This window comes from Clostridium sp. JNZ X4-2 (assembly GCF_054889485.1).
The window spans coordinates 3481485-3499582 of sequence record NZ_CM142685.1; the positions used below are offsets into that span (position 1 = coordinate 3481485).

Below are 18098 nucleotides of genomic sequence, written 5' to 3' on the forward strand. Positions count from 1 at the left end.
AATTAATTTTCCATAATTATAAATTTGTATTTACAATTTACCAACAACCCTTCATTTTATCCCGGCTTACCATGTATGATTTCATATTAATAGTTAAATGCAGTATTTTGGGTATACTTATTGCTTATAATTAATAAAAATCAAAATATATATTTACCATGCTGATAATCGGGGTGTTAAAAATATTGTTGAAAGATTTATTAGGTATATATAAAAATTGCGTTATATCAATAGTTGGGGCTGGAGGCAAAACCTCTTTTATGTTTAATTTAGCACAGGAACTTAAAACGGACAATAAAGTATTATTATCTACTACTACAAAAATTTATGTTCCTGCTGTAAAACAATATGACTTTATGTCCATTGGTAAAAAAAGCTTTCTGCGTTGCTGCACATTTTCTAAAAAAGGTATTTATATTTATGGCAATGCTATAAATAATGAAACAAAGATAACAGCACTAGATGAAGAGGTACTGCTAAAAAAGCTTTATGATTTTGACTATATACTAATAGAAGCAGATGGTTCAAAAGGCAAACCCCTTAAAGGCTGGAGAGAAAATGAACCTGTGATCTTTAAGGGCACAAATATGACTGTGGGGATAATTGATATAACCTGCTTAGGTAAGAAAATTAATTCAAATAATATTCATAGAGTAGATAAGTTCCTGGAAATAACTCACTCTCACTTAAACGAAAGGCTTTCATTAAATCATTTGATTTCACTTATACTTCATCCTAATGGTTTATTTAAAAAAGCATTGGGTGAAAAAATTTTATTTATTAATAAGGTTGAGAATACAAGTTTAACAGTATTTTCAAAAATATTATCAGAAAATATTAAAACTCACAATTATATAAATAAGATAATCACAGGCAGTTTAAAAAACAGGACTTATCAAATACTTTAAATCATGCTTTATAAGGAGGTTATAGATGATTAATGCTATTATAATGGCTTCAGGATATTCTTCTAGAATGGGTACTAATAAACTGCTTTTACCGTACAAAGGTAAACCCCTGCTTGAACATACCATTGATGCCATAACGAATTGTACTTTTGGCCAAATCATTTTAATTGCCAAAGATGCAAAGGTGATAAGCTTGGCTGAAAAAAAAGGTTTACGGATTGTAAAAAACCATAAAGCTTATATTGGGCAAAGCCAATCCATAAAGCTTGGAATTATAAATTCACCTTCTGCTGACGGATATATGTTTTTTACAGGTGATCAACCTATGTTAACTTCGGATATTATAAATGCCTTAATAGAATGTTTTAAAATTCATAAACATTCTATTATAGTGCCTAGGTTTAAACTTGAACCTGGTTCTCCTGTTATTTTTTCCAAAGATTATATAAATGAACTTTTAAGTTTAACTGAAGACACTGGTGGAAAATCTATAATAAATAAAAATATTGATAAAGTGATTTTTCTTAAGTTAAAAAATAAATATCCTATCTTTGACATTGATACACCAGATGATTATAAAACTATGTTAAATATAAAATAAAGGTGGTTTATCATGTATACTGATATTGTCGTAATTCGAGGAGGAGGGGATATTGCTTCAGGTACCATCCAAAAGCTTCATAGATGTGGTTTTAAAGTACTGGTCCTGGAAGTGAAAAAACCTACTTCCATCAGAAGATTAGTATCTTATGGCGAAGCAATATATGAAGGTGAAGTTACAATAGAGGGAATTACAGCTATATATATAAAAGACATAAAAAATATATATAAGGCATGGATAAATAATAAAATTCCTGTAATTGCAGATCCTCACTGTAATTGTTTAAATACCATAAAACCTAAGATCCTGGTTGATGCAATACTGGCCAAGAAAAATTTGGGTACAAATATAAATATGGCAGATATAACTATAGCTTTAGGTCCTGGGTTTAAAGCAGGTCAAGATGTAAATGCAGTTATTGAAACCATGAGAGGCCATAATCTTGGAAGAGTTATTTATAGTGGAGGTGCTATGCCAAACACAGGATGCCCCGGGAACATAATGGGATTTTCTAAAGAAAGGGTAATATATAGCCCCTGCAGCGGGATCATAAAGAACATTAAAGAAATTGGAGATTTAGTAAAAAAAGATACTGATATAGCTATTATAGATAATGTAGAAATCAAGACTCCATTGACTGGTGTGCTTAGGGGAATTATAAGAAATAATAGTACTGTAATCAAGGGACTTAAAATAGCAGATGTGGATCCAAGAGCTGCAGAGAAAAAAAACTGCTTTACAATTTCTGATAAAGCAAGAAATATTGCAGGAGGAGTATTGGAAGCTATTTTATACCTGAAAAATAATAAATTGAAGGTAGGTAGTTATTGTGGAAGACAAAATATTAAAGCAAATTTATGAAAGCCTTTATAGAGGAGAACAAGTAGCTTTAGCCATTATAACAAATATAAGAGGATCTACTCCAAGAAAATCCGGCTCAATGATGGCAGTATGGAAAGATGGAAAGATTTCAGGTTCAGTAGGCGGAGGATCCCTGGAACATAAAATAATATTAAAATCCATAGAATGTATAAAAGAAAATACACAAAAGGAATTTTCCTACAATCTAACTGAAAATGGAGAATTAGATGCGCGATGTGGAGGAGAACTTCATGGATTTATAAAATTATTTACACCTAAACCCAGGCTTATCATAGCGGGCGCAGGACATATTGGAAAATACCTATTTAAATTTGGTAAGTTATTAGGATTTCACACTGCAATATTTGACGACAGAGAAGAGATTACGAATGATGACTTTTTTAAGGATTCAGATGAAATAATACAGGGAAACATAGGTGAAAACCTATCTAAATACCCCATGGATAAATCAACTTATGTTATAATAGTCACTAAAGGACATAAAGATGATTTCAAGGCGCTAAAAGCTGTTGTTCTAAAGGATACCGCTTATACAGGAATGATAGGGAGCACTAAAAAAATCCTATTCATACTAAATAAATTAATTGAAGAGGGCGTACCAAAAGATACATTGGAAAAAGTATATACTCCCATAGGAGTTAATATTGCCTCAGAAAAGCCGGAGGAAATAGCTTTTAGCATTTTAAGTGAAATACTATTGATTAAAAACAAGGGTTCACTGAAACATTTGAAAGATATAAAAAAGATAAACTTATAAATAAAATATTTTCTTACCTGCAGGAGAGTATGCCCTTTAAAGGTTTACTCTTTTTTATTTTATATGTTATTATATTAATATTTGAATATAGAACACATTTCATTATTTTGAAAATTAAGAAAGGGAAATCTATTATCATGTGGAATAAAAAACATATATCTATAACTTTAATTATAGCAATTTTTATTTTTACATTTATTTATTTTAACAGTCCTCTTAGATCCAATAAAAATTATCCAATAGTAACTGGCTCCTTTATACAGTTGGATATGACACAACACTGGGACAATGCTCATTGGAAAAAGGAATTAAACTATCTTAAAGACAACAAAATGAGATACATCGTAATAACAAATGTTTCTCAAACTCAAGGAAATATAACCAAAACCTGTTATAAAAATAATATCGCAGGATATAAAAAGATATACGGAAATACAGATCCTGTAGAATTGTGTTTAAAAAATGCAGAAGATTTAAATCTGAAGGTTTTTATAGAACCCAATTTCAATAGTGACTGGTGGCAGATACCGGCGGATAATTATCTTTGGCTAAATTCTCAGATGGAACGTTCTAATATTATAGCTGATGATCTATATAAAAAATATCATTCTAAATATCCAGATGCTTTCTATGGATGGTACTTCCCCTATGAAATTGACAATGCCAGATTTAATAAAACCAGTGAATTCGGCAATCTGGCCAATGCCATTAACATTCACTTAAATTATCTTGATTCAAAGGGAGAACATCTGCCTGTTTTATTATCTCCATTTATGAATTCATCTGCCGGTACTTCAAAAGAGTATTCTGCTGACTGGCAGTATTTATTTTCAAAAACCAATTTTAAAAGTGGGGATATATTTTGTCCCCAGGACTGTGTAGGCAGCGGAAGATTGAACCTGGATGAAGTGAATTCCTGGTATACTTCCTTGAGAAAAGCTGTAAATAAAAAATCCGGTATGTTATTTTGGGCAAATGCCGAAAGTTTTGACTATGTAAATAATTCCAGTGCACCTTTAAATCGATTTTTAAAACAGCTTACATTAGAAAGTCCTTGTGTAGACAATATAATAAGCTTCTCCTATAGTCATTATTACAGTCCTGATAATATAGACAGCGGATTTAATGAGGCATACTCATATTATGTAAAAAAGGGAAAGCTGCCTTATAAAAGACTGGACAGCCCTCAGAATCTAACTGTGGCAGTCATAGAAAAAAATAAATTCAAGATAACCTGGTCATCTCCCAAACATACGGATAACCTATGCGGCTATGAAATATACAGGGATAATATTTTAATTTCAAGAATCATGGTTCAGAGGAAATACGGCGGCAACCCTAAAGATTTCTCCAAAACCATTACAGACACACCTCTACTAAAAGAAAATATAAAATCCCATACTTATACAGTAAAGTCCCTGGGGTTTTCCGGTAATGTTTCAAAACCATCAAATTCAGCAGCAGTTAAAGTAGATGCCATCAATAAATTGCCCCATTTAGTTTCTAAAAATTGCAGGTACTCCATTATACCCTTACCTCATGAAAAATATAATGACATAAGCCTTACCAAACTTACGGATGGTAAATACTCCTCTGTAAATTCAGTAAAAGACAAGGCTTTTGTAGGATGGTATAATGATCCTATAGATATAGATATAGATTTGGGTGAAATAAAATCAGTACAGCAATTTATGGTAAGCTACCTTAGAGACCCCATACCTTGGGCTGAACTTCCTGAAAGAGCTTCCATTGCCGTATCTGAAAATGGGATAAATTTTACTCCGGTAGGGCTTTTAAGAATACCTTCCATACCTTTTTCAGACAGACATGGTTCAAAGTATCCAATATACCTGACTTTAGATAAACCTATAAATGTCCGATATGTAAAGCTTACTTCCATTACTAGACCAAACTATTATACCTTTATAGATGAATTTGAGGTGAGAAATTGATCTAAATACAGATCTTTTTGAATCATTTAAAATTTTATATTTTATAATTATTGACAATATATCTTATAAACATTATAATTTTAAAATGAAGATTCATAATTTTGCATAGATAAAATCATTTAAATTTATAAAGCTATGAAGAGAAGAGTAAATATAGAAACTATTTAAAGCGAATTGGTCATGGTGAAAGTCCAATATGAATCTATATTGAAGAACATCTCGGAGTTTCTAACCGAAATTCTTTGGGAAAGTAGGCTTAGAGGTATTCAACACCTTAATGTGAAAGATAATGAAGTACATTTTTTATCTTGAAGTTGGTCATGTTTAATGACAAATTGGGTGGTACCGCGAACATAAAGTCTTTCGTCCCTTTGAGGATGAGAGACTTTTTTATTAACAATTTAAAAATACAACATACTTATGGAGGAGGAAATTATGGAAACCACATTAGTAAAATCTCTCTATAGAGAAACTAAAAAATTTACAGATAAAAAAATTCAAATTTCAGGCTGGATTAGGACTATAAGAGATTCCAAATCATTTGGTTTTATAGAATTAAATGATGGATCATTTTTTAAAAATATTCAAATAGTCTTTGACGACACACTTGAAAACTTTAAACAAATATCAAAATTGGCCATTAGCTCATCACTTTCCGTAGAAGGTGTATTGGTTCTTACCCCAGATGCAAAACAGCCTTTTGAACTCAGAGCTAATAAAATAGTACTAGAAGGTAATTCAGCCTCGGATTATCCGCTGCAAAAGAAAAGGCATACTCTCGAATACTTAAGAACTATATCCCATTTAAGGCCTAGAAGCAATACTTTCTCTGCAGTATTTAGAGTGCGCTCTGTTGCAGCTTATGCCGTTCATAAATTTTTTCAGGAAAGAAATTTCGTATATGCAAATACTCCCATAATAACAGGCAGTGACTGTGAAGGTGCAGGTGAAATGTTTAAAGTAACTGCACTGGATTTAAATAACATACCAAAAAAAGATGATGGTACTGTAGATTTCTCCAAGGATTTCTTCGGTAAAGAAACAAATTTAACTGTAAGCGGTCAGCTGTCTGCTGAAACCATGGCTCTAGCCTTTAGAAATGTATATACTTTCGGTCCTACATTTAGAGCTGAGGACTCAAATACAGCAAGACATGCCGCTGAATTCTGGATGATAGAACCAGAAATGGCCTTCGCCGAACTAAAGGATTATATGGATGTAGCCGAAGACTTGGTAAAATATATAATACATTATGTACTGGAAAATTGTCCTGAGGAGATGTCTTTCTTTAATTCCTTCATAGATAAAACCCTGTTTGATAGACTAAATAACGTAGCTAACTCAAGCTTTGGAAGAATAACCTATACTGAAGCTGTAGATATTCTCAAAAAAAGCGGACAGAAGTTCCAGTATGCCGTGGAATGGGGAATTGATCTTCAGACAGAGCACGAAAGGTACTTAACTGAAAAAGTATTTAAGAAACCTATATTTGTCACTGATTATCCAAAAAAGATAAAAGCTTTCTACATGAGGGAAAATGAAGATGGCAGGACAGTAGCTGCCGCTGATTTATTAGTACCAGGGGTAGGTGAAATAGTTGGAGGAAGTCAGAGAGAAGAAAGATATGATGTGCTTGAAAGAAGAATAGAGGAGCTTGGCCTTAATAAAAAAGATTACTGGTGGTATTTAGAACTTAGAAAATATGGTGAAACGAAACATTCAGGTTTTGGCTTGGGATTTGAAAGAATACTCATGTATATGACTGGAATGTCGAATATAAGAGACGTCATTCCATTCCCTAGGACAACTGGTTCTGCTGAATTTTAATATGCATATAAATATTTAATTTAAGGAGGGACTTCTATGGATAAAAGAATTGGCGTGGTTGCTATAGTAGTAGAAAATCTTGAAAATGCCTCAATAGTGAATGATATACTTCATTCTTTTGCAAGTATCATAGTCGGAAGACTGGGCATTCCCTATAGAGAAAGAAATGTTTCCATTATCTCCACAATAGTGGATGGCAGCTCTGATGAAATAAGTTCCATGACTGGAAAACTGGGCAAAATAAGCGGTGTAACAGTAAAAACTGCTATAACTAAAAAATAATATAGTTTATAATTTGATAATTTTAAAATAATAAAACTTCTATAATTTTTCATAAAATTGTAGGAGTTTTATTATTTATGTACTTATGTATTAAATTTTTTAAAAAAATATTTAATTTTTTTGCTGTAACCGGTTGCACATTGTTTCAATATTTATTAAATTTAGTTAAAATATAATATATAGGAAAAGTAATTATAAAAATTCTTTTTAATTATCACATGAATATAGAAAGGAAGCCTATTTATGAATCTTATGAAATTATTTGAATTACAAGAAAATTTGGATCAACAAATTAGAAAAGACATTTCTATTGATAAAACTTCTTTAATTTCAAAGAAAACCCTTGCTCTTCAAGTGAAAATGGCTGAACTAGCTAATGAAACCCGATGTTTTAATTTTTGGAGTAATGACGAAACTATAAATAAGGACTTAATTTTAAAAAGCTATATAAATTCTCTATGTTTTATGTTGACTTTAGGCATTGAGAAAGAATTTACGGATATTTCAATAAAAATAAAGCCCAATGAATATGATATAACAGCTCAATTTTTAAACCTGTATATTGATATAAACGATTTTGTAATATCTTCTTCTAAAGATCACTACATAACTTTATTTGAAGATTTCATAAGTTTAGGAAACAAGCTGGGTTTTTCCTTAAAAGAAATAGAAAATGCTTATTATTATAATAATAATTCTTTAATAAAAAAATCTGGATGTTATTAGTCTCAAATATTCTCAAGATTTTATATCTTGAGAATATTTTTTATTGAATGGATACCATTGCTTATAACTAAACTCCACCTGAATCTAAAAATTAGTCCATTATACAATATTTTTTAATACTTCCACCTTTCATAAATAAATTTGTTATGGTTAAACTAACCTCTGGGAGGTGATAATTTATGTTTGGCATATTATATTCAATAATAGCTGGAATAAGTATGAGTATTCAAGGAGTGTTCAATACCAGGCTTAGCGAAAAAATAGGTTTATGGGCTACCAATGCAATAGTTCAAGGTATTGGTTTTATAATAACCCTCATAGTAGTTCTATTAGTTGGAAAAGGAAGTTTTCAAAATATAACCCACTGCAGAAAATTATATCTTTTTGGAGGTGTCCTGGGAGTAATTATAACCTTTACTGTAATGCAGGGAATTAAATCCCTGGGTACAACCCATTCTATTGCAATAATACTTGTATCTCAGCTGCTGGCAGCAGCCCTAATTGATTTTTTTGGCCTGTTTGATTCCCCCAAAATCAACTTCACTCTAAATAAAATAGCAGGAGTAATAATTATGATTATAGGTATATTAGTGTTAAAATGGAAAGGTTAATAAATATATTAGACTAATCTTAAAGCTAACTATATAATTAATAAAGGAACTTTAAATCATTAAATAAAACAGCTTATTTTGGGGGGATATTAAAATGGATTTTAAACAAATAGATGCTTTTATAAATGTAGCTAAGTTTAAAAGTTTTTCAAAGGCTGCAAACTCTATATTTTTATCACAGCCTGCTATCAGCTCTCATATTGCTACCCTTGAAAAAGAACTAAAAGTGCAACTTTTTGACAGGACTTCAAAAGAGGTAGTGTTAACTCCCGCCGGTGAATCTTTTTTAAAATTCGCCATAGAAATCTTAAACACCCGTGATAAAGCCATACATACCTTAGTAACTTTTAATGAAACTATAAGCGGCAAGCTCAAATTGGCTGCCAGCACAACACCTTGCAACGCTATAGTTCCTTCTTTAATAAAAAAATTTCATGACATATATCCTGACGTGGCTTTTGATGTGGTAGAATTAAACTCAGCTCAGATAATTAAAAACATAATAAGATTTGACTATGAAATTGGCTTGGTGGGGGAAGAAGTAAGAGATGAAAAAATCAAAAGTTATAAATTAACTAAGGATGAATTAGTTATCATATCCCATCCTTCACTTAATGTTCCGGATATTATAGACATAGCTTCGCTTTTTAAATACAATTTTGTATTACGTGAAAAAGGTTCTGCCACTAGAAAAACTTTTGAGGATATTCTTCAACAAAATGGATACAATACTTCCAATATAAACTCATATTTTGAAGTAAATAATTTAGATACTCTTATTCAGTTTGTAAAAAAAGGATTGGGTATATCTGTAGTTTCAAATCAAGTATTCAGAGATTATATATCTTTGGGACTCATAAAGGAAAGCAAATTGGACAATATATCTCTAAACAGATCAATATATTTAATTTTAAGTTCCAAGAGAACTCTTACTCCAACTGCAAAAGCATTTTTCAATTTATGCAAAAAGACTTTTAATATCAAGGACGACTGATTTTATTGTAACATAACTCCCTTGGCCTTTAATTATTTTCAACCATGTCACATATATTATAATAACTATTATAATATATTATAAATAATCTTAAGGGGAATAATATGTTTTCCATTAAAAATAAACTGGAACCTAATTTAAGATCATCAATGGATAAAAACTTATACAAAAGTTATAGAATAATAATACAATATACTTCTCTGCCCGAAACTATAGTAAAAAAAATAAGAGCATACAAAGGAAATGTACTGCATTCTATCCCAGTTATAAATTGTATAAGTGCTATTTTAACACCTAATGCCATAAGCAGGATAATAGAATTACCCCAAGTAAGTCATATCTCAAATGATTGTTTTGCCCTGTTATGTGCTGGGAAAAGTATACTTGCTTCAAACGGCATAGTATTCCAGGAAAAATATAAGCTTACTGGAAAGGGTATATGCATAGGGGTAGTGGATTCAGGTGTTTATCCTCATCCCGATCTTATAAATCCCAAAAATAGAATTAAAAAATTTATAGACTTAATAAGAGAATACAAGTATCCTTATGATGATAATGGACATGGTACTTTTATAAGTGGAATTATATGCGGAAATGGAAATGAATCCGGTGGAGTATACAAGGGTATTGCTGAAAACAGCACTATTTACTCTATAAAGGCTTTCAATTCCCTGGGAAAAGGATTCGTGTCAGATATTTTATTTTCAATTCAGCTTCTTCTAAATGAAAGTGAAAATGAGAACATAAAGGTAATCTGTCTTCCTTTCGAATTATGTGTGAACAATTATTTTATACTATCCCTATTCAAAAAGTCCTTCCAAAAGGCAGTAGAAATGAATATAACTGTTGTAGTACCTTCGGGGCATTGTGGTAATGTTCAAGGCAGTATAAGAGGTATAGCCATTCTTGACAATTGTTTAACCGTAGCTGGAATAGACACGAGCTCCAAAATTATCAAGCCATATATCTATTCTTCCTGTGGGCCTGTAGGCAAAATGGAAAAGCCTAATTTAACTGCTGGCTGCGTAAATATATGTTCTACAAATTCTAATGCAGAATATATATCCGAAAGAAATGGTGCTAAAATATATCCAAAACCTTTGGAAAATCCATATTCCTGTTATACCGGTACTTCCTGTGCAGCTGCCTATATAAGCGGAATATGTGCTCTTATATATGAAAATAATCCTGCGCTTACTTTTAATGATTTAACATCACTTCTCAAAATATCATGTGATCTTTTAAATATTCCCAAATGGTATCAAGGCGCTGGTATGCTTAATATAGATAGGTTGCTTCCTTAAATAATATTAAAGTCTTCAAGCCGTTCTAAATATTTGACATTCTATTATTATATGCTATTATATAATATATACTATTATATAGTAATAATTTATTTAGGAGGTTTTATAATGTTAAGCGAAAGATTAAAAAAAGCTATAAACGATCAGATAAATTTTGAATATTATTCTGCTAATATTTATTTAGCCATGGAAGCGTACTTTGCAGGACAAAATTTAAACGGCTTTGTCAACTTTTTTAAAGTTCAGATACAAGAGGAAAACTTTCATGCATCAAAATTCTTTGACTACTTAAATCAAGTAGGCGCCGATATTACCATAAAAGGATTCCCTGATCCTAAAAATGATTACGAATCACCGCTTTCAGTTTTTGAAGCTGCTTTAAAACATGAACAAATTGTCACTTCAAGAATTAATAACTTAATGTCTATAGCCAGTGAAGATAAGGATTATGCTTCAATAGCTTTGCTTCAATGGTTTGTAAATGAACAGGTGGAGGAAGAAGATACCTTTAATAATGCCATTCAAACTTTAAAAAGAATAGGTGATAATCCTGCTGCACTTTATTTATACGATCAGGAACTTGCAGCAAGAACTTTTGTACCACCTGCAGCTACATCCTCGGCTGCAAATCAAAATTAACAGTATTTCTAGGTTAATAAAGATAAACTACAAAGAATATACCTTGTTATTCTTTGTAGTTTATTTTTATTTTAAAGACTTTTACATTTCTTAATAGCCTCTGTATACATCCACCAAATTATTTAATTTATCACCTGATGCATATCTTTTTAAATTATCATATATCATATTAAATCTTCTGATATCTGCTCTTTCGGATATCCATGAATTATGTGGTGTTATTATTACATTTTTAAATTCCCATAAAGGACTATTCTTATCCAAGGGTTCTTCTTCCACTACATCTAGTGCAGCTGCAGCTATTTTTTTATTTTTTATATTTTCTATAAAAGCCTTTTCATCCATTATTGATCCTCTTGCTGTATTTATAATATAAACTCCATTCTTCATGGACCTAAATGCAGCTTCATCAATCAAATGCCGTGTTTTTTCAGTATAAGGAATAGTTATTACAACTATATCACATAGTCTCAGCATATCCTCCATGTTTGCTGATGGAAAACATTTATTAAAATAAGGTACTTCTCTGCCCTTTGTATTTAACCCTAGAATTTCCACATCAAATCCTGCCAGTCTTTTTGCAGCTTCCCTAGCTATGCTGCCAGTTCCAATAAATCCTACAGTTTTGCCCCATAATTCCAGTATATCAACATCCATTTTCCACAATTTTTTTTGCTGCTTTTCATAAAATCCCCTACTGTGCCTTAACATTTCCAGTGTTTTTAATACTATCCACTCACCCATGGGTATGCTGTATCCGCCCTTATTGTTAGTAATCAATATATTATTTTTCTCAACTACATCTATGGGCAGCTGATCTATGCCGATACTAAACAATTGTATCCACTTTAACTTTTTCATATTACTTATATCTAAGGTTTTAAATGGATTATAGCAAAGCAGCACCTCTGTATCCTTCATTTCCTCTGTATAACATGCTTCCCTCTCCCTTACAGTCTTTATATCATATCCCAGTTTTTTTATATTGTCCATATTCTCATCACCAAAATTACGAGTACACAGCATTTTGATCTTCATGAAATTCACCCCTATTAAAATATGATAATTTAATTATCTAATCTTCAAATTTTCCAATACGTCTAAATTTATTATACCTGTCTTCCAGTAATTCTTTTTTAGATCGCTTTCTAAGTATACCTATTTTTTCTATAAGCTGCTCCTTTATAACCCTGGACATCTTTTCCACATCTTTTTGTGCTCCGCCTGCAGGTTCTTTTAATACTTTATCTATTATACCATATTTTTTTAAATCTTCAGCTGTAATCTTCATAACTTCAGCTGCTTCCTTGGCCTTGGAGGCATCCCTCCAAAGTATACCTGCAAATCCTTCCGGAGACAAAATAGAGTATATGGAATTTTCCAGCATCCATACTGAATCTGCCACAGCAAAAGCCAGAGCACCCCCACTTCCGCCTTCTCCCACTATGAGAGATATTATAGGCACTTCTAATTTAAATATATCCATTAAATTTCTGGCTATAGCCTCTCCCTGTCCTCTTTCTTCTGCCTCCATGCCGCAAAAAGCCCCGGGAGTATCTACAAAACATATAATAGGCCTATCAAACTTATGAGCCTGCTTCATAATCCTTATGCCTTTCCTATACCCATCAGGTTCCGGCATACCAAAATTTCTCTTAATATTCTCTTCAGTGTTTCTGCCTTTTTGCTGGGCCACTATCGTCACTGGTTCCCCGTCCAGCAGCCCAATACCGCCTACTACAGATGGATCGTCTCTGAAGTATCTGTCTCCATGAAGTTCTATAAAAGAATCAAACACATTTTTTATATAATCCAAGGAAGTAGGCCTTTCTATCATCCTTGCCAGGGTCACTTTTTTCCATACATCTTTGCTATCAAGTTTTTTATTTAAAACCTTTTGGATTTTTCCTAATTTCTCCATGTAAAAGCTTCCTTTCATTTAGAAAATTTATATAAAAATTTAAAAATATTATCTATTTTTATTATGAATTGATAATATTTTTCCTAAAGTGTTTTTTAAATTTTCTCTTGAAACTATACTGTCTACAAATCCATGCTGCAATAAAAATTCCGAACTTTGAAATCCATGGGGAAGTTTTTGCCTTATAGTTTGTTCTATTACTCTTTTCCCTGCAAATCCCACAAGTGCACCGGGTTCCGCCAATATTATATCACCAAGCATGGCAAAACTAGCTGTGACCCCTCCTGTAGTAGGATCTGTAAGTACAGATATATAAAGAAGTCCTTCCTCATTTAACCTGGAAATGGCTCCGCTTATTTTAGCCATTTGCATAAGGGAAAAGATCCCTTCCTGCATTCTTGCTCCTCCAGAAGCTGTAAAAATAATCAGCGGAAGTTTTAACTCTATAGCCTTTTCTGCTGCTCTAGTTATCTTTTCTCCTACTACAGAACCCATGCTTCCCATCATAAAATTACTATCCATAACGCATACTACTGTCTCTTCTTTCAATATAGTACCTCGCCCTGTTATTACTGCCTCTGTCATATTTGTTTTTTTCTGCATATCTTTAACCTTATCTTCATATCCTTTAAATCCTATGGGATTTACTGAAGTCATATTCTTATCAAATTCGCAAAAACTTTCTCTATCAATTATAAGATCAATTCTCTCTTTGGCACTTATCCTAAAATGATGGTTACAGTACTGACATACGTTATAATTATTTTTCAGATCATTCTTGTATAATATCCTACCACAGCCGTCACATTTTACCCACATACCATTTGGTATGCTGGGTCTTTTATTTAGATTATCATGAACGTCACTTAAAGCCTGTTGACTTACTGTAATATACTTTGTCTTTTTAAACAATTTATTCAACAAGATTTACCACCTCTTTTAAATAATGTTTTTCTCTGCCTGAACCTTGGAAAAACTTATTCAGGCTGCTTATCCTCCATTTTACAGAGCTGGGGATATTAGCTGAACCATGGGAGAAAAACATCATTCAGCGCTTTAAATTATTTTCTATAAATTTTGTATCATAAGTTCCATTTATAAATTCATCACTGTTTATGATTTTAAATTGGAAATCTATATTGGTGTCAACACCTTCTATAATAAATTCTCCCAAAGCTCTCTTCATCCTGCATATAGCCTCCTCTCTATTTTTACCATATACAATAAGCTTTGCTATCATGGAATCATAATATGGAGGAATATTATATCCTGAATAAACTGCACTGTCTACCCTTACATTAAAACCACCTGGCACATATAAATCCTTTATTTCCCCTGGCGAAGGTATAAATCCCTTTTTTACATTCTCTGCATTTATTCTACATTCTATAGAATGACCTTGAATTTTTATATCCTGCTGAGAAAATCCAAGTTTTTCTCCAGCTGCAATTTTTATTTGTTCCTTTATAAGATCTATTCCAGTTACCATCTCAGTTATACCATGTTCCACCTGAATACGTGTATTCATTTCCATAAAATAATAATTATTGTTTTTATCTAAAAGGAACTCCACAGTTCCTGCATTATTATAATGTACTGCACTAGCAGCCTTTACTGCTGTTTCTCCCATGGATCTTCTAAGTTCTTCTGTAACAACTTTACTGGGTGCTTCTTCCAGAACTTTTTGATTTCTTCTCTGCATTGAACAGTCTCTTTCACCCAGATAAACTGTATTCCCAAAATTATCTGCCAGTATCTGAATTTCTATATGTTTTGGTCTTTCTATAAACTTTTCCAGATATATGGTGTCATCACCGAAAGCAGCCTTAGCCTCTGCCTTAGCATTCTCATAATTTTTTATAAGCTCACCTTCTGTATATACAACTCTTATGCCTCTTCCTCCACCACCTGCTGAAGCTTTTATCATAACAGGATACCTTATACTTCCGGCAACTTGCAAAAGCTCTTCCTCTGAAGTCACAGCTCCCTTTGAGCCAGGTACAATTGGAATACCATACCTGCTCATTATATCTCTGGCATTGGACTTATTGCCCATTCCTTCAATACACTCTGGAACAGGCCCTATAAAAGCAATATTACATTCTCTGCATATACTGGCGAACTTGCTGTTTTCAGATAAGAATCCAAATCCAGGATGAATAGCCTGAGCACCGGATAAAACTGTGGCACTTATTATGTTCTGCATATTTAAATAGCTTTCTCTTGGAGCAGCAGGTCCTATACAAATAGCTTCATCCGCTAATTGTGTATGAAGGGCTTCCCTATCAGCCTCAGAATATATGGCTACAGTTTCTATGCCCATTTCCCTGCATGCCCTAATTATTCTAACCGCTATTTCCCCCCTGTTTGCAATCAAAATTTTACTAAACATTTTTTAAAACTCAACTCCTGACAATTTAGTCTTTGTCCCCTATCATAAACATCAATTCCGCTTCTGCAGCCTTTTTATCTTCAACATATGCTGCTGCCTTTCCTATTCCTGCAGGACCCTTAACTTTTATAATCTCAACTTCCAACTTCAGTGTATCTCCAGGTACTACCTTTTTTCTGAACTTTGCTCTGTTTATTCCTCCAAAAAAGGCTATTTTATTTTTAAATTGTTCTTTAGTCAATATAGCTACAGCTCCAGCTTGAGCCAGGGCTTCTATTATAAGCACTCCCGGCATCACAGGTTCTTCCGGGAAATGTCCTGAAAAAAAATATTCATTGCCGGTAACATTTTTATAAGCCGTAACTCTTTTTCCTGGTTCCATATACGTAACTTTATCTATCAGTAAAAATGGATATCTATGTGGGATAATTGCTTTTATCTCTTTTAATCCAAAATTCACCTTAAATTTATCTTCATCCATATGCATCTTTTCCTCCCATAACTCTTTACATTCATGCAATCAGTTGAAAAATATGGTTGATTTTAAATATTGGTTCTTATTTTAAATAGTGTTTCTCCATACTCCACCATTTGTTTATCCTTGGCTAAAATTTCCACTACCTCTCCATCTGCTTCAGTTTGAATTTCATTCATAAGCTTCATGGCTTCTATTACACAAAGAGTATCTCCCTTTTTTACTTTAGATCCTATACTTACAAAAGCAGGTTTCCCCGGGTTAGGTGAACTGTAAAAAGTTCCTACAATAGGTGATATAACATTCTTTATATTATTATCTTCTCCTACAACACTTTTTTCTTTTTTATCCGAGCTCAATTCACCTAATATGCCATTATCTTTATCCTTCTTTTTACTGTCATATTTCTTTAATATATCATTTTCTTTAGATTCATTTCCTTTTACAAAATTCACCTGACTTATATTTCCTCTCTCTCCCTCCTTTTTCATTATTATAGATATATCCTGCCAATTAACTTCCAAGTAACCAAGTCTTGAATCATCCATAGTTTTTATAATATTTTCAATTGCTTTAAAATCCACATTACTCACTCCATTTTTTTAATAGAATAACCGCATTATGCCCTCCAAATCCCAAGGAATTAGACATAGCATATTTAACTTCTACATCTCTGCCTTTATTAGGTATGTAGTCAAGATCACATTCCTCATCCTTTTCACTATAACCTATTGTAGGTGGAAGATAATTATCTTCCATGGATTTAACACATATTATAGCCTCTATTGCCCCTGCTGCGCCCAAGAGATGTCCAGTCATGGATTTTGTGGAACTCACTGGTATATCTTTTGCAAGATCTCCAAATACTCTTTTTATAGCTTTAGTTTCAGATTTATCATTACTTATGGTGCCTGTTCCATGAGCATTTATATAAGAAACTTCCTTTTTATCTATTCCTGCTTCCTCTATTGCCATTTCCATAGCTCTTGCCGGTCCGTCTCCGTCGGGAGCTACAGATGTTATATGATAGGCATCACAAGTAGAACCGTATCCAATTATTTGAGAGTATATATGGGCCTTCCTATTTTGGGCATGTTCTAAGGATTCCATTATAACAATACCTGAACCTTCTCCCATGACGAATCCTCCTCTTTCCCTGTCAAAAGGAATGGAAGCTCTCTTAGGATCACTGCTTCTGCTAAGGGCAGTTAATGATATAAATCCCGATATGGAAAGAGGTGTTATAGAGGCTTCCGCTCCCCCTGCAATCATTACATCAGCTCTTCCATCCTCAATAATTTTATAGGCTTCTCCAATAGCGTTAGTACCTGTAGCACAAGCTGATACCACTGTAGTACATATGCCTTTAGCTCCAAATTTTATGGCTATATTTCCTGCTGCCATATTTCCTATAATCATTGGAATAAACAGAGGCCTGATTTTATTAGGACCTTTTTCTATAAGAGTGCTGTGCTCTTTTTCTATGGTGCCTATTCCGCCAATGCCGGATCCTACTAAAACCCCAAATTTATATTTATCCATGGTATCCAAATCAAGCCCTGAATCCTTAACTGCCTCTTCTGCGGAAGCCATGGCAAATTGTGAAAACCTGTCAAGTCTCCTTGCTTCTCTTCTTCCCAGGATCTTATCAGCATCAAAGTCTTTTACTTCAGCTGCCAGCTTTGATTTAAAATTTTCCGTATCAAATGCTTTAATAAAATCTATTCCACAAACTCCATTTTTTATATTATTCCAAAAAGTATCAACATCGTTTCCCACTGGTGTAACTGCTCCCAGTCCTGTAATTACAACTTTTCTTTTCATAAA

General features: G+C 32.7%; 19 protein-coding genes and 1 other annotated feature. Of the genes, 12 read left to right on the forward strand and 7 right to left on the reverse strand.

Going from position 1 to position 18098, the window contains the following annotated elements; all coding sequences use genetic code 11:
- Positions 1–158: 158 nt before the first annotated feature.
- The 12 genes from yqeC (at position 159) to ACYUJ6_RS16840 (ending at position 11483) form a co-directional block, all read left to right on the forward strand.
- Positions 159–908, forward strand: a complete 750-nt coding sequence (yqeC, locus tag ACYUJ6_RS16785) for a selenium cofactor biosynthesis protein YqeC (protein WP_461843818.1) — start codon at positions 159–161, stop codon at positions 906–908.
- Between the two features lie 25 nt (positions 909–933).
- A complete protein-coding gene (mocA, locus tag ACYUJ6_RS16790) occupies positions 934–1509 on the forward strand; it encodes a molybdenum cofactor cytidylyltransferase (protein ID WP_461843819.1) in 576 nt (191 codons plus the stop codon).
- A 12-nt stretch (positions 1510–1521) separates the two neighbouring features.
- Positions 1522–2370: a selenium-dependent molybdenum cofactor biosynthesis protein YqeB gene (yqeB, locus tag ACYUJ6_RS16795; protein ID WP_461843820.1), complete on the forward strand. Its 849-nt coding sequence runs from the start codon at positions 1522–1524 to the stop codon at positions 2368–2370.
- The gene (locus ACYUJ6_RS16800) at positions 2339–3148 is read left to right on the forward strand and encodes an XdhC family protein (RefSeq protein ID WP_461843821.1); all 810 of its coding nucleotides are present in this window, start codon (positions 2339–2341) and stop codon (positions 3146–3148) included. The genes yqeB and ACYUJ6_RS16800 overlap by 32 nt, the downstream gene beginning before the upstream one ends.
- 137 nt (positions 3149–3285) lie before the next feature.
- Positions 3286–5100: a DUF4434 domain-containing protein gene (locus ACYUJ6_RS16805; protein WP_461843822.1), complete on the forward strand. Its 1815-nt coding sequence runs from the start codon at positions 3286–3288 to the stop codon at positions 5098–5100.
- Positions 5101–5226: 126 nt separating this feature from the next.
- Positions 5227–5474: a binding site (T-box leader), on the forward strand.
- 61 nt (positions 5475–5535) lie between these two features.
- Entirely contained in the window at positions 5536–6927 is a 1392-nt protein-coding gene (gene asnS, locus ACYUJ6_RS16810; RefSeq protein WP_461843823.1) for an asparagine--tRNA ligase, read from the forward strand.
- A 36-nt stretch (positions 6928–6963) separates the two neighbouring features.
- On the forward strand, positions 6964–7209 hold the full coding sequence (locus ACYUJ6_RS16815; protein ID WP_461843824.1) for a TM1266 family iron-only hydrogenase system putative regulator: 246 nt from the start codon (positions 6964–6966) through the stop codon (positions 7207–7209).
- A 243-nt stretch (positions 7210–7452) separates the two neighbouring features.
- Positions 7453–7935, forward strand: a complete 483-nt coding sequence (locus ACYUJ6_RS16820; RefSeq protein WP_461843825.1) for a dUTP diphosphatase — start codon at positions 7453–7455, stop codon at positions 7933–7935.
- A 179-nt stretch (positions 7936–8114) separates the two neighbouring features.
- Complete coding sequence (locus ACYUJ6_RS16825; protein WP_461843826.1) at positions 8115–8546, forward strand: DMT family transporter; 432 nt, start codon at positions 8115–8117, stop codon at positions 8544–8546.
- Between the two features lie 94 nt (positions 8547–8640).
- On the forward strand, positions 8641–9540 hold the full coding sequence (locus ACYUJ6_RS16830) for a selenium metabolism-associated LysR family transcriptional regulator (protein WP_461843827.1): 900 nt from the start codon (positions 8641–8643) through the stop codon (positions 9538–9540).
- Between the two features lie 104 nt (positions 9541–9644).
- A complete protein-coding gene (locus ACYUJ6_RS16835; RefSeq protein WP_461843828.1) occupies positions 9645–10844 on the forward strand; it encodes a S8 family serine peptidase in 1200 nt (399 codons plus the stop codon).
- A gap of 108 nt (positions 10845–10952) precedes the next feature.
- The gene (locus ACYUJ6_RS16840; RefSeq protein ID WP_461843829.1) at positions 10953–11483 is read left to right on the forward strand and encodes a ferritin; all 531 of its coding nucleotides are present in this window, start codon (positions 10953–10955) and stop codon (positions 11481–11483) included.
- A gap of 90 nt (positions 11484–11573) precedes the next feature.
- Here the strand turns inward: ACYUJ6_RS16840 and ACYUJ6_RS16845 are convergent, their stop codons facing one another.
- The 7 genes from ACYUJ6_RS16845 to fabF all read right to left on the reverse strand — a co-directional run bounded on the left by ACYUJ6_RS16845 (position 11574) and on the right by fabF (position 18095).
- Positions 11574–12521 carry a phosphoglycerate dehydrogenase gene (locus ACYUJ6_RS16845; protein WP_461843830.1) on the reverse strand — a complete coding sequence of 316 codons (948 nt, stop codon included), beginning with the start codon at positions 12519–12521 and terminating at the stop codon, positions 11574–11576.
- Positions 12522–12558: 37 nt separating this feature from the next.
- Positions 12559–13404 (reverse strand): acetyl-CoA carboxylase carboxyltransferase subunit alpha, encoded by an 846-nt coding sequence (locus ACYUJ6_RS16850; RefSeq protein ID WP_461843831.1) that lies wholly within the window; start codon positions 13402–13404, stop codon positions 12559–12561.
- A gap of 48 nt (positions 13405–13452) precedes the next feature.
- Entirely contained in the window at positions 13453–14328 is an 876-nt protein-coding gene (gene accD / locus ACYUJ6_RS16855) for an acetyl-CoA carboxylase, carboxyltransferase subunit beta (RefSeq protein WP_461843832.1), read from the reverse strand.
- A gap of 124 nt (positions 14329–14452) precedes the next feature.
- Entirely contained in the window at positions 14453–15796 is a 1344-nt protein-coding gene (locus ACYUJ6_RS16860) for an acetyl-CoA carboxylase biotin carboxylase subunit (protein ID WP_461843833.1), read from the reverse strand.
- 25 nt (positions 15797–15821) lie between these two features.
- Positions 15822–16277 (reverse strand): 3-hydroxyacyl-ACP dehydratase FabZ, encoded by a 456-nt coding sequence (fabZ, locus tag ACYUJ6_RS16865; protein ID WP_461843834.1) that lies wholly within the window; start codon positions 16275–16277, stop codon positions 15822–15824.
- 62 nt (positions 16278–16339) lie between these two features.
- Complete coding sequence (accB, locus tag ACYUJ6_RS16870) at positions 16340–16855, reverse strand: acetyl-CoA carboxylase biotin carboxyl carrier protein (protein WP_461843835.1); 516 nt, start codon at positions 16853–16855, stop codon at positions 16340–16342.
- Position 16856: 1 nt separating this feature from the next.
- Positions 16857–18095, reverse strand: a complete 1239-nt coding sequence (gene fabF / locus ACYUJ6_RS16875; RefSeq protein WP_461843836.1) for a beta-ketoacyl-ACP synthase II — start codon at positions 18093–18095, stop codon at positions 16857–16859.
- Between the last annotated feature and the right edge of the window lie 3 nt (positions 18096–18098).

Bases quoted from the DNA above. Each gene is read 5' to 3' on its own strand.
- yqeC (WP_461843818.1), top strand. From the start codon at position 159: ATGCTGATAATCGGGGTGTTAAAAATATTGTTGAAAGATTTATTAGGT.
- mocA (WP_461843819.1), top strand. From the start codon at position 934: ATGATTAATGCTATTATAATGGCTTCAGGATATTCTTCTAGAATGGGT.
- yqeB (WP_461843820.1), top strand. From the start codon at position 1,522: ATGTATACTGATATTGTCGTAATTCGAGGAGGAGGGGATATTGCTTCA.
- ACYUJ6_RS16805 (WP_461843822.1), top strand. From the start codon at position 3,286: ATGTGGAATAAAAAACATATATCTATAACTTTAATTATAGCAATTTTT.
- asnS (WP_461843823.1), top strand. From the start codon at position 5,536: ATGGAAACCACATTAGTAAAATCTCTCTATAGAGAAACTAAAAAATTT.
- ACYUJ6_RS16815 (WP_461843824.1), top strand. From the start codon at position 6,964: ATGGATAAAAGAATTGGCGTGGTTGCTATAGTAGTAGAAAATCTTGAA.
- ACYUJ6_RS16820 (WP_461843825.1), top strand. From the start codon at position 7,453: ATGAATCTTATGAAATTATTTGAATTACAAGAAAATTTGGATCAACAA.
- ACYUJ6_RS16825 (WP_461843826.1), top strand. From the start codon at position 8,115: ATGTTTGGCATATTATATTCAATAATAGCTGGAATAAGTATGAGTATT.
- ACYUJ6_RS16830 (WP_461843827.1), top strand. From the start codon at position 8,641: ATGGATTTTAAACAAATAGATGCTTTTATAAATGTAGCTAAGTTTAAA.
- ACYUJ6_RS16835 (WP_461843828.1), top strand. From the start codon at position 9,645: ATGTTTTCCATTAAAAATAAACTGGAACCTAATTTAAGATCATCAATG.
- ACYUJ6_RS16840 (WP_461843829.1), top strand. From the start codon at position 10,953: ATGTTAAGCGAAAGATTAAAAAAAGCTATAAACGATCAGATAAATTTT.
- ACYUJ6_RS16845 (WP_461843830.1), bottom strand. From the start codon at position 12,521: ATGAAGATCAAAATGCTGTGTACTCGTAATTTTGGTGATGAGAATATG.
- ACYUJ6_RS16850 (WP_461843831.1), bottom strand. From the start codon at position 13,404: ATGGAGAAATTAGGAAAAATCCAAAAGGTTTTAAATAAAAAACTTGAT.
- ACYUJ6_RS16860 (WP_461843833.1), bottom strand. From the start codon at position 15,796: ATGTTTAGTAAAATTTTGATTGCAAACAGGGGGGAAATAGCGGTTAGA.
- fabZ (WP_461843834.1), bottom strand. From the start codon at position 16,277: ATGGATGAAGATAAATTTAAGGTGAATTTTGGATTAAAAGAGATAAAA.
- fabF (WP_461843836.1), bottom strand. From the start codon at position 18,095: ATGAAAAGAAAAGTTGTAATTACAGGACTGGGAGCAGTTACACCAGTG.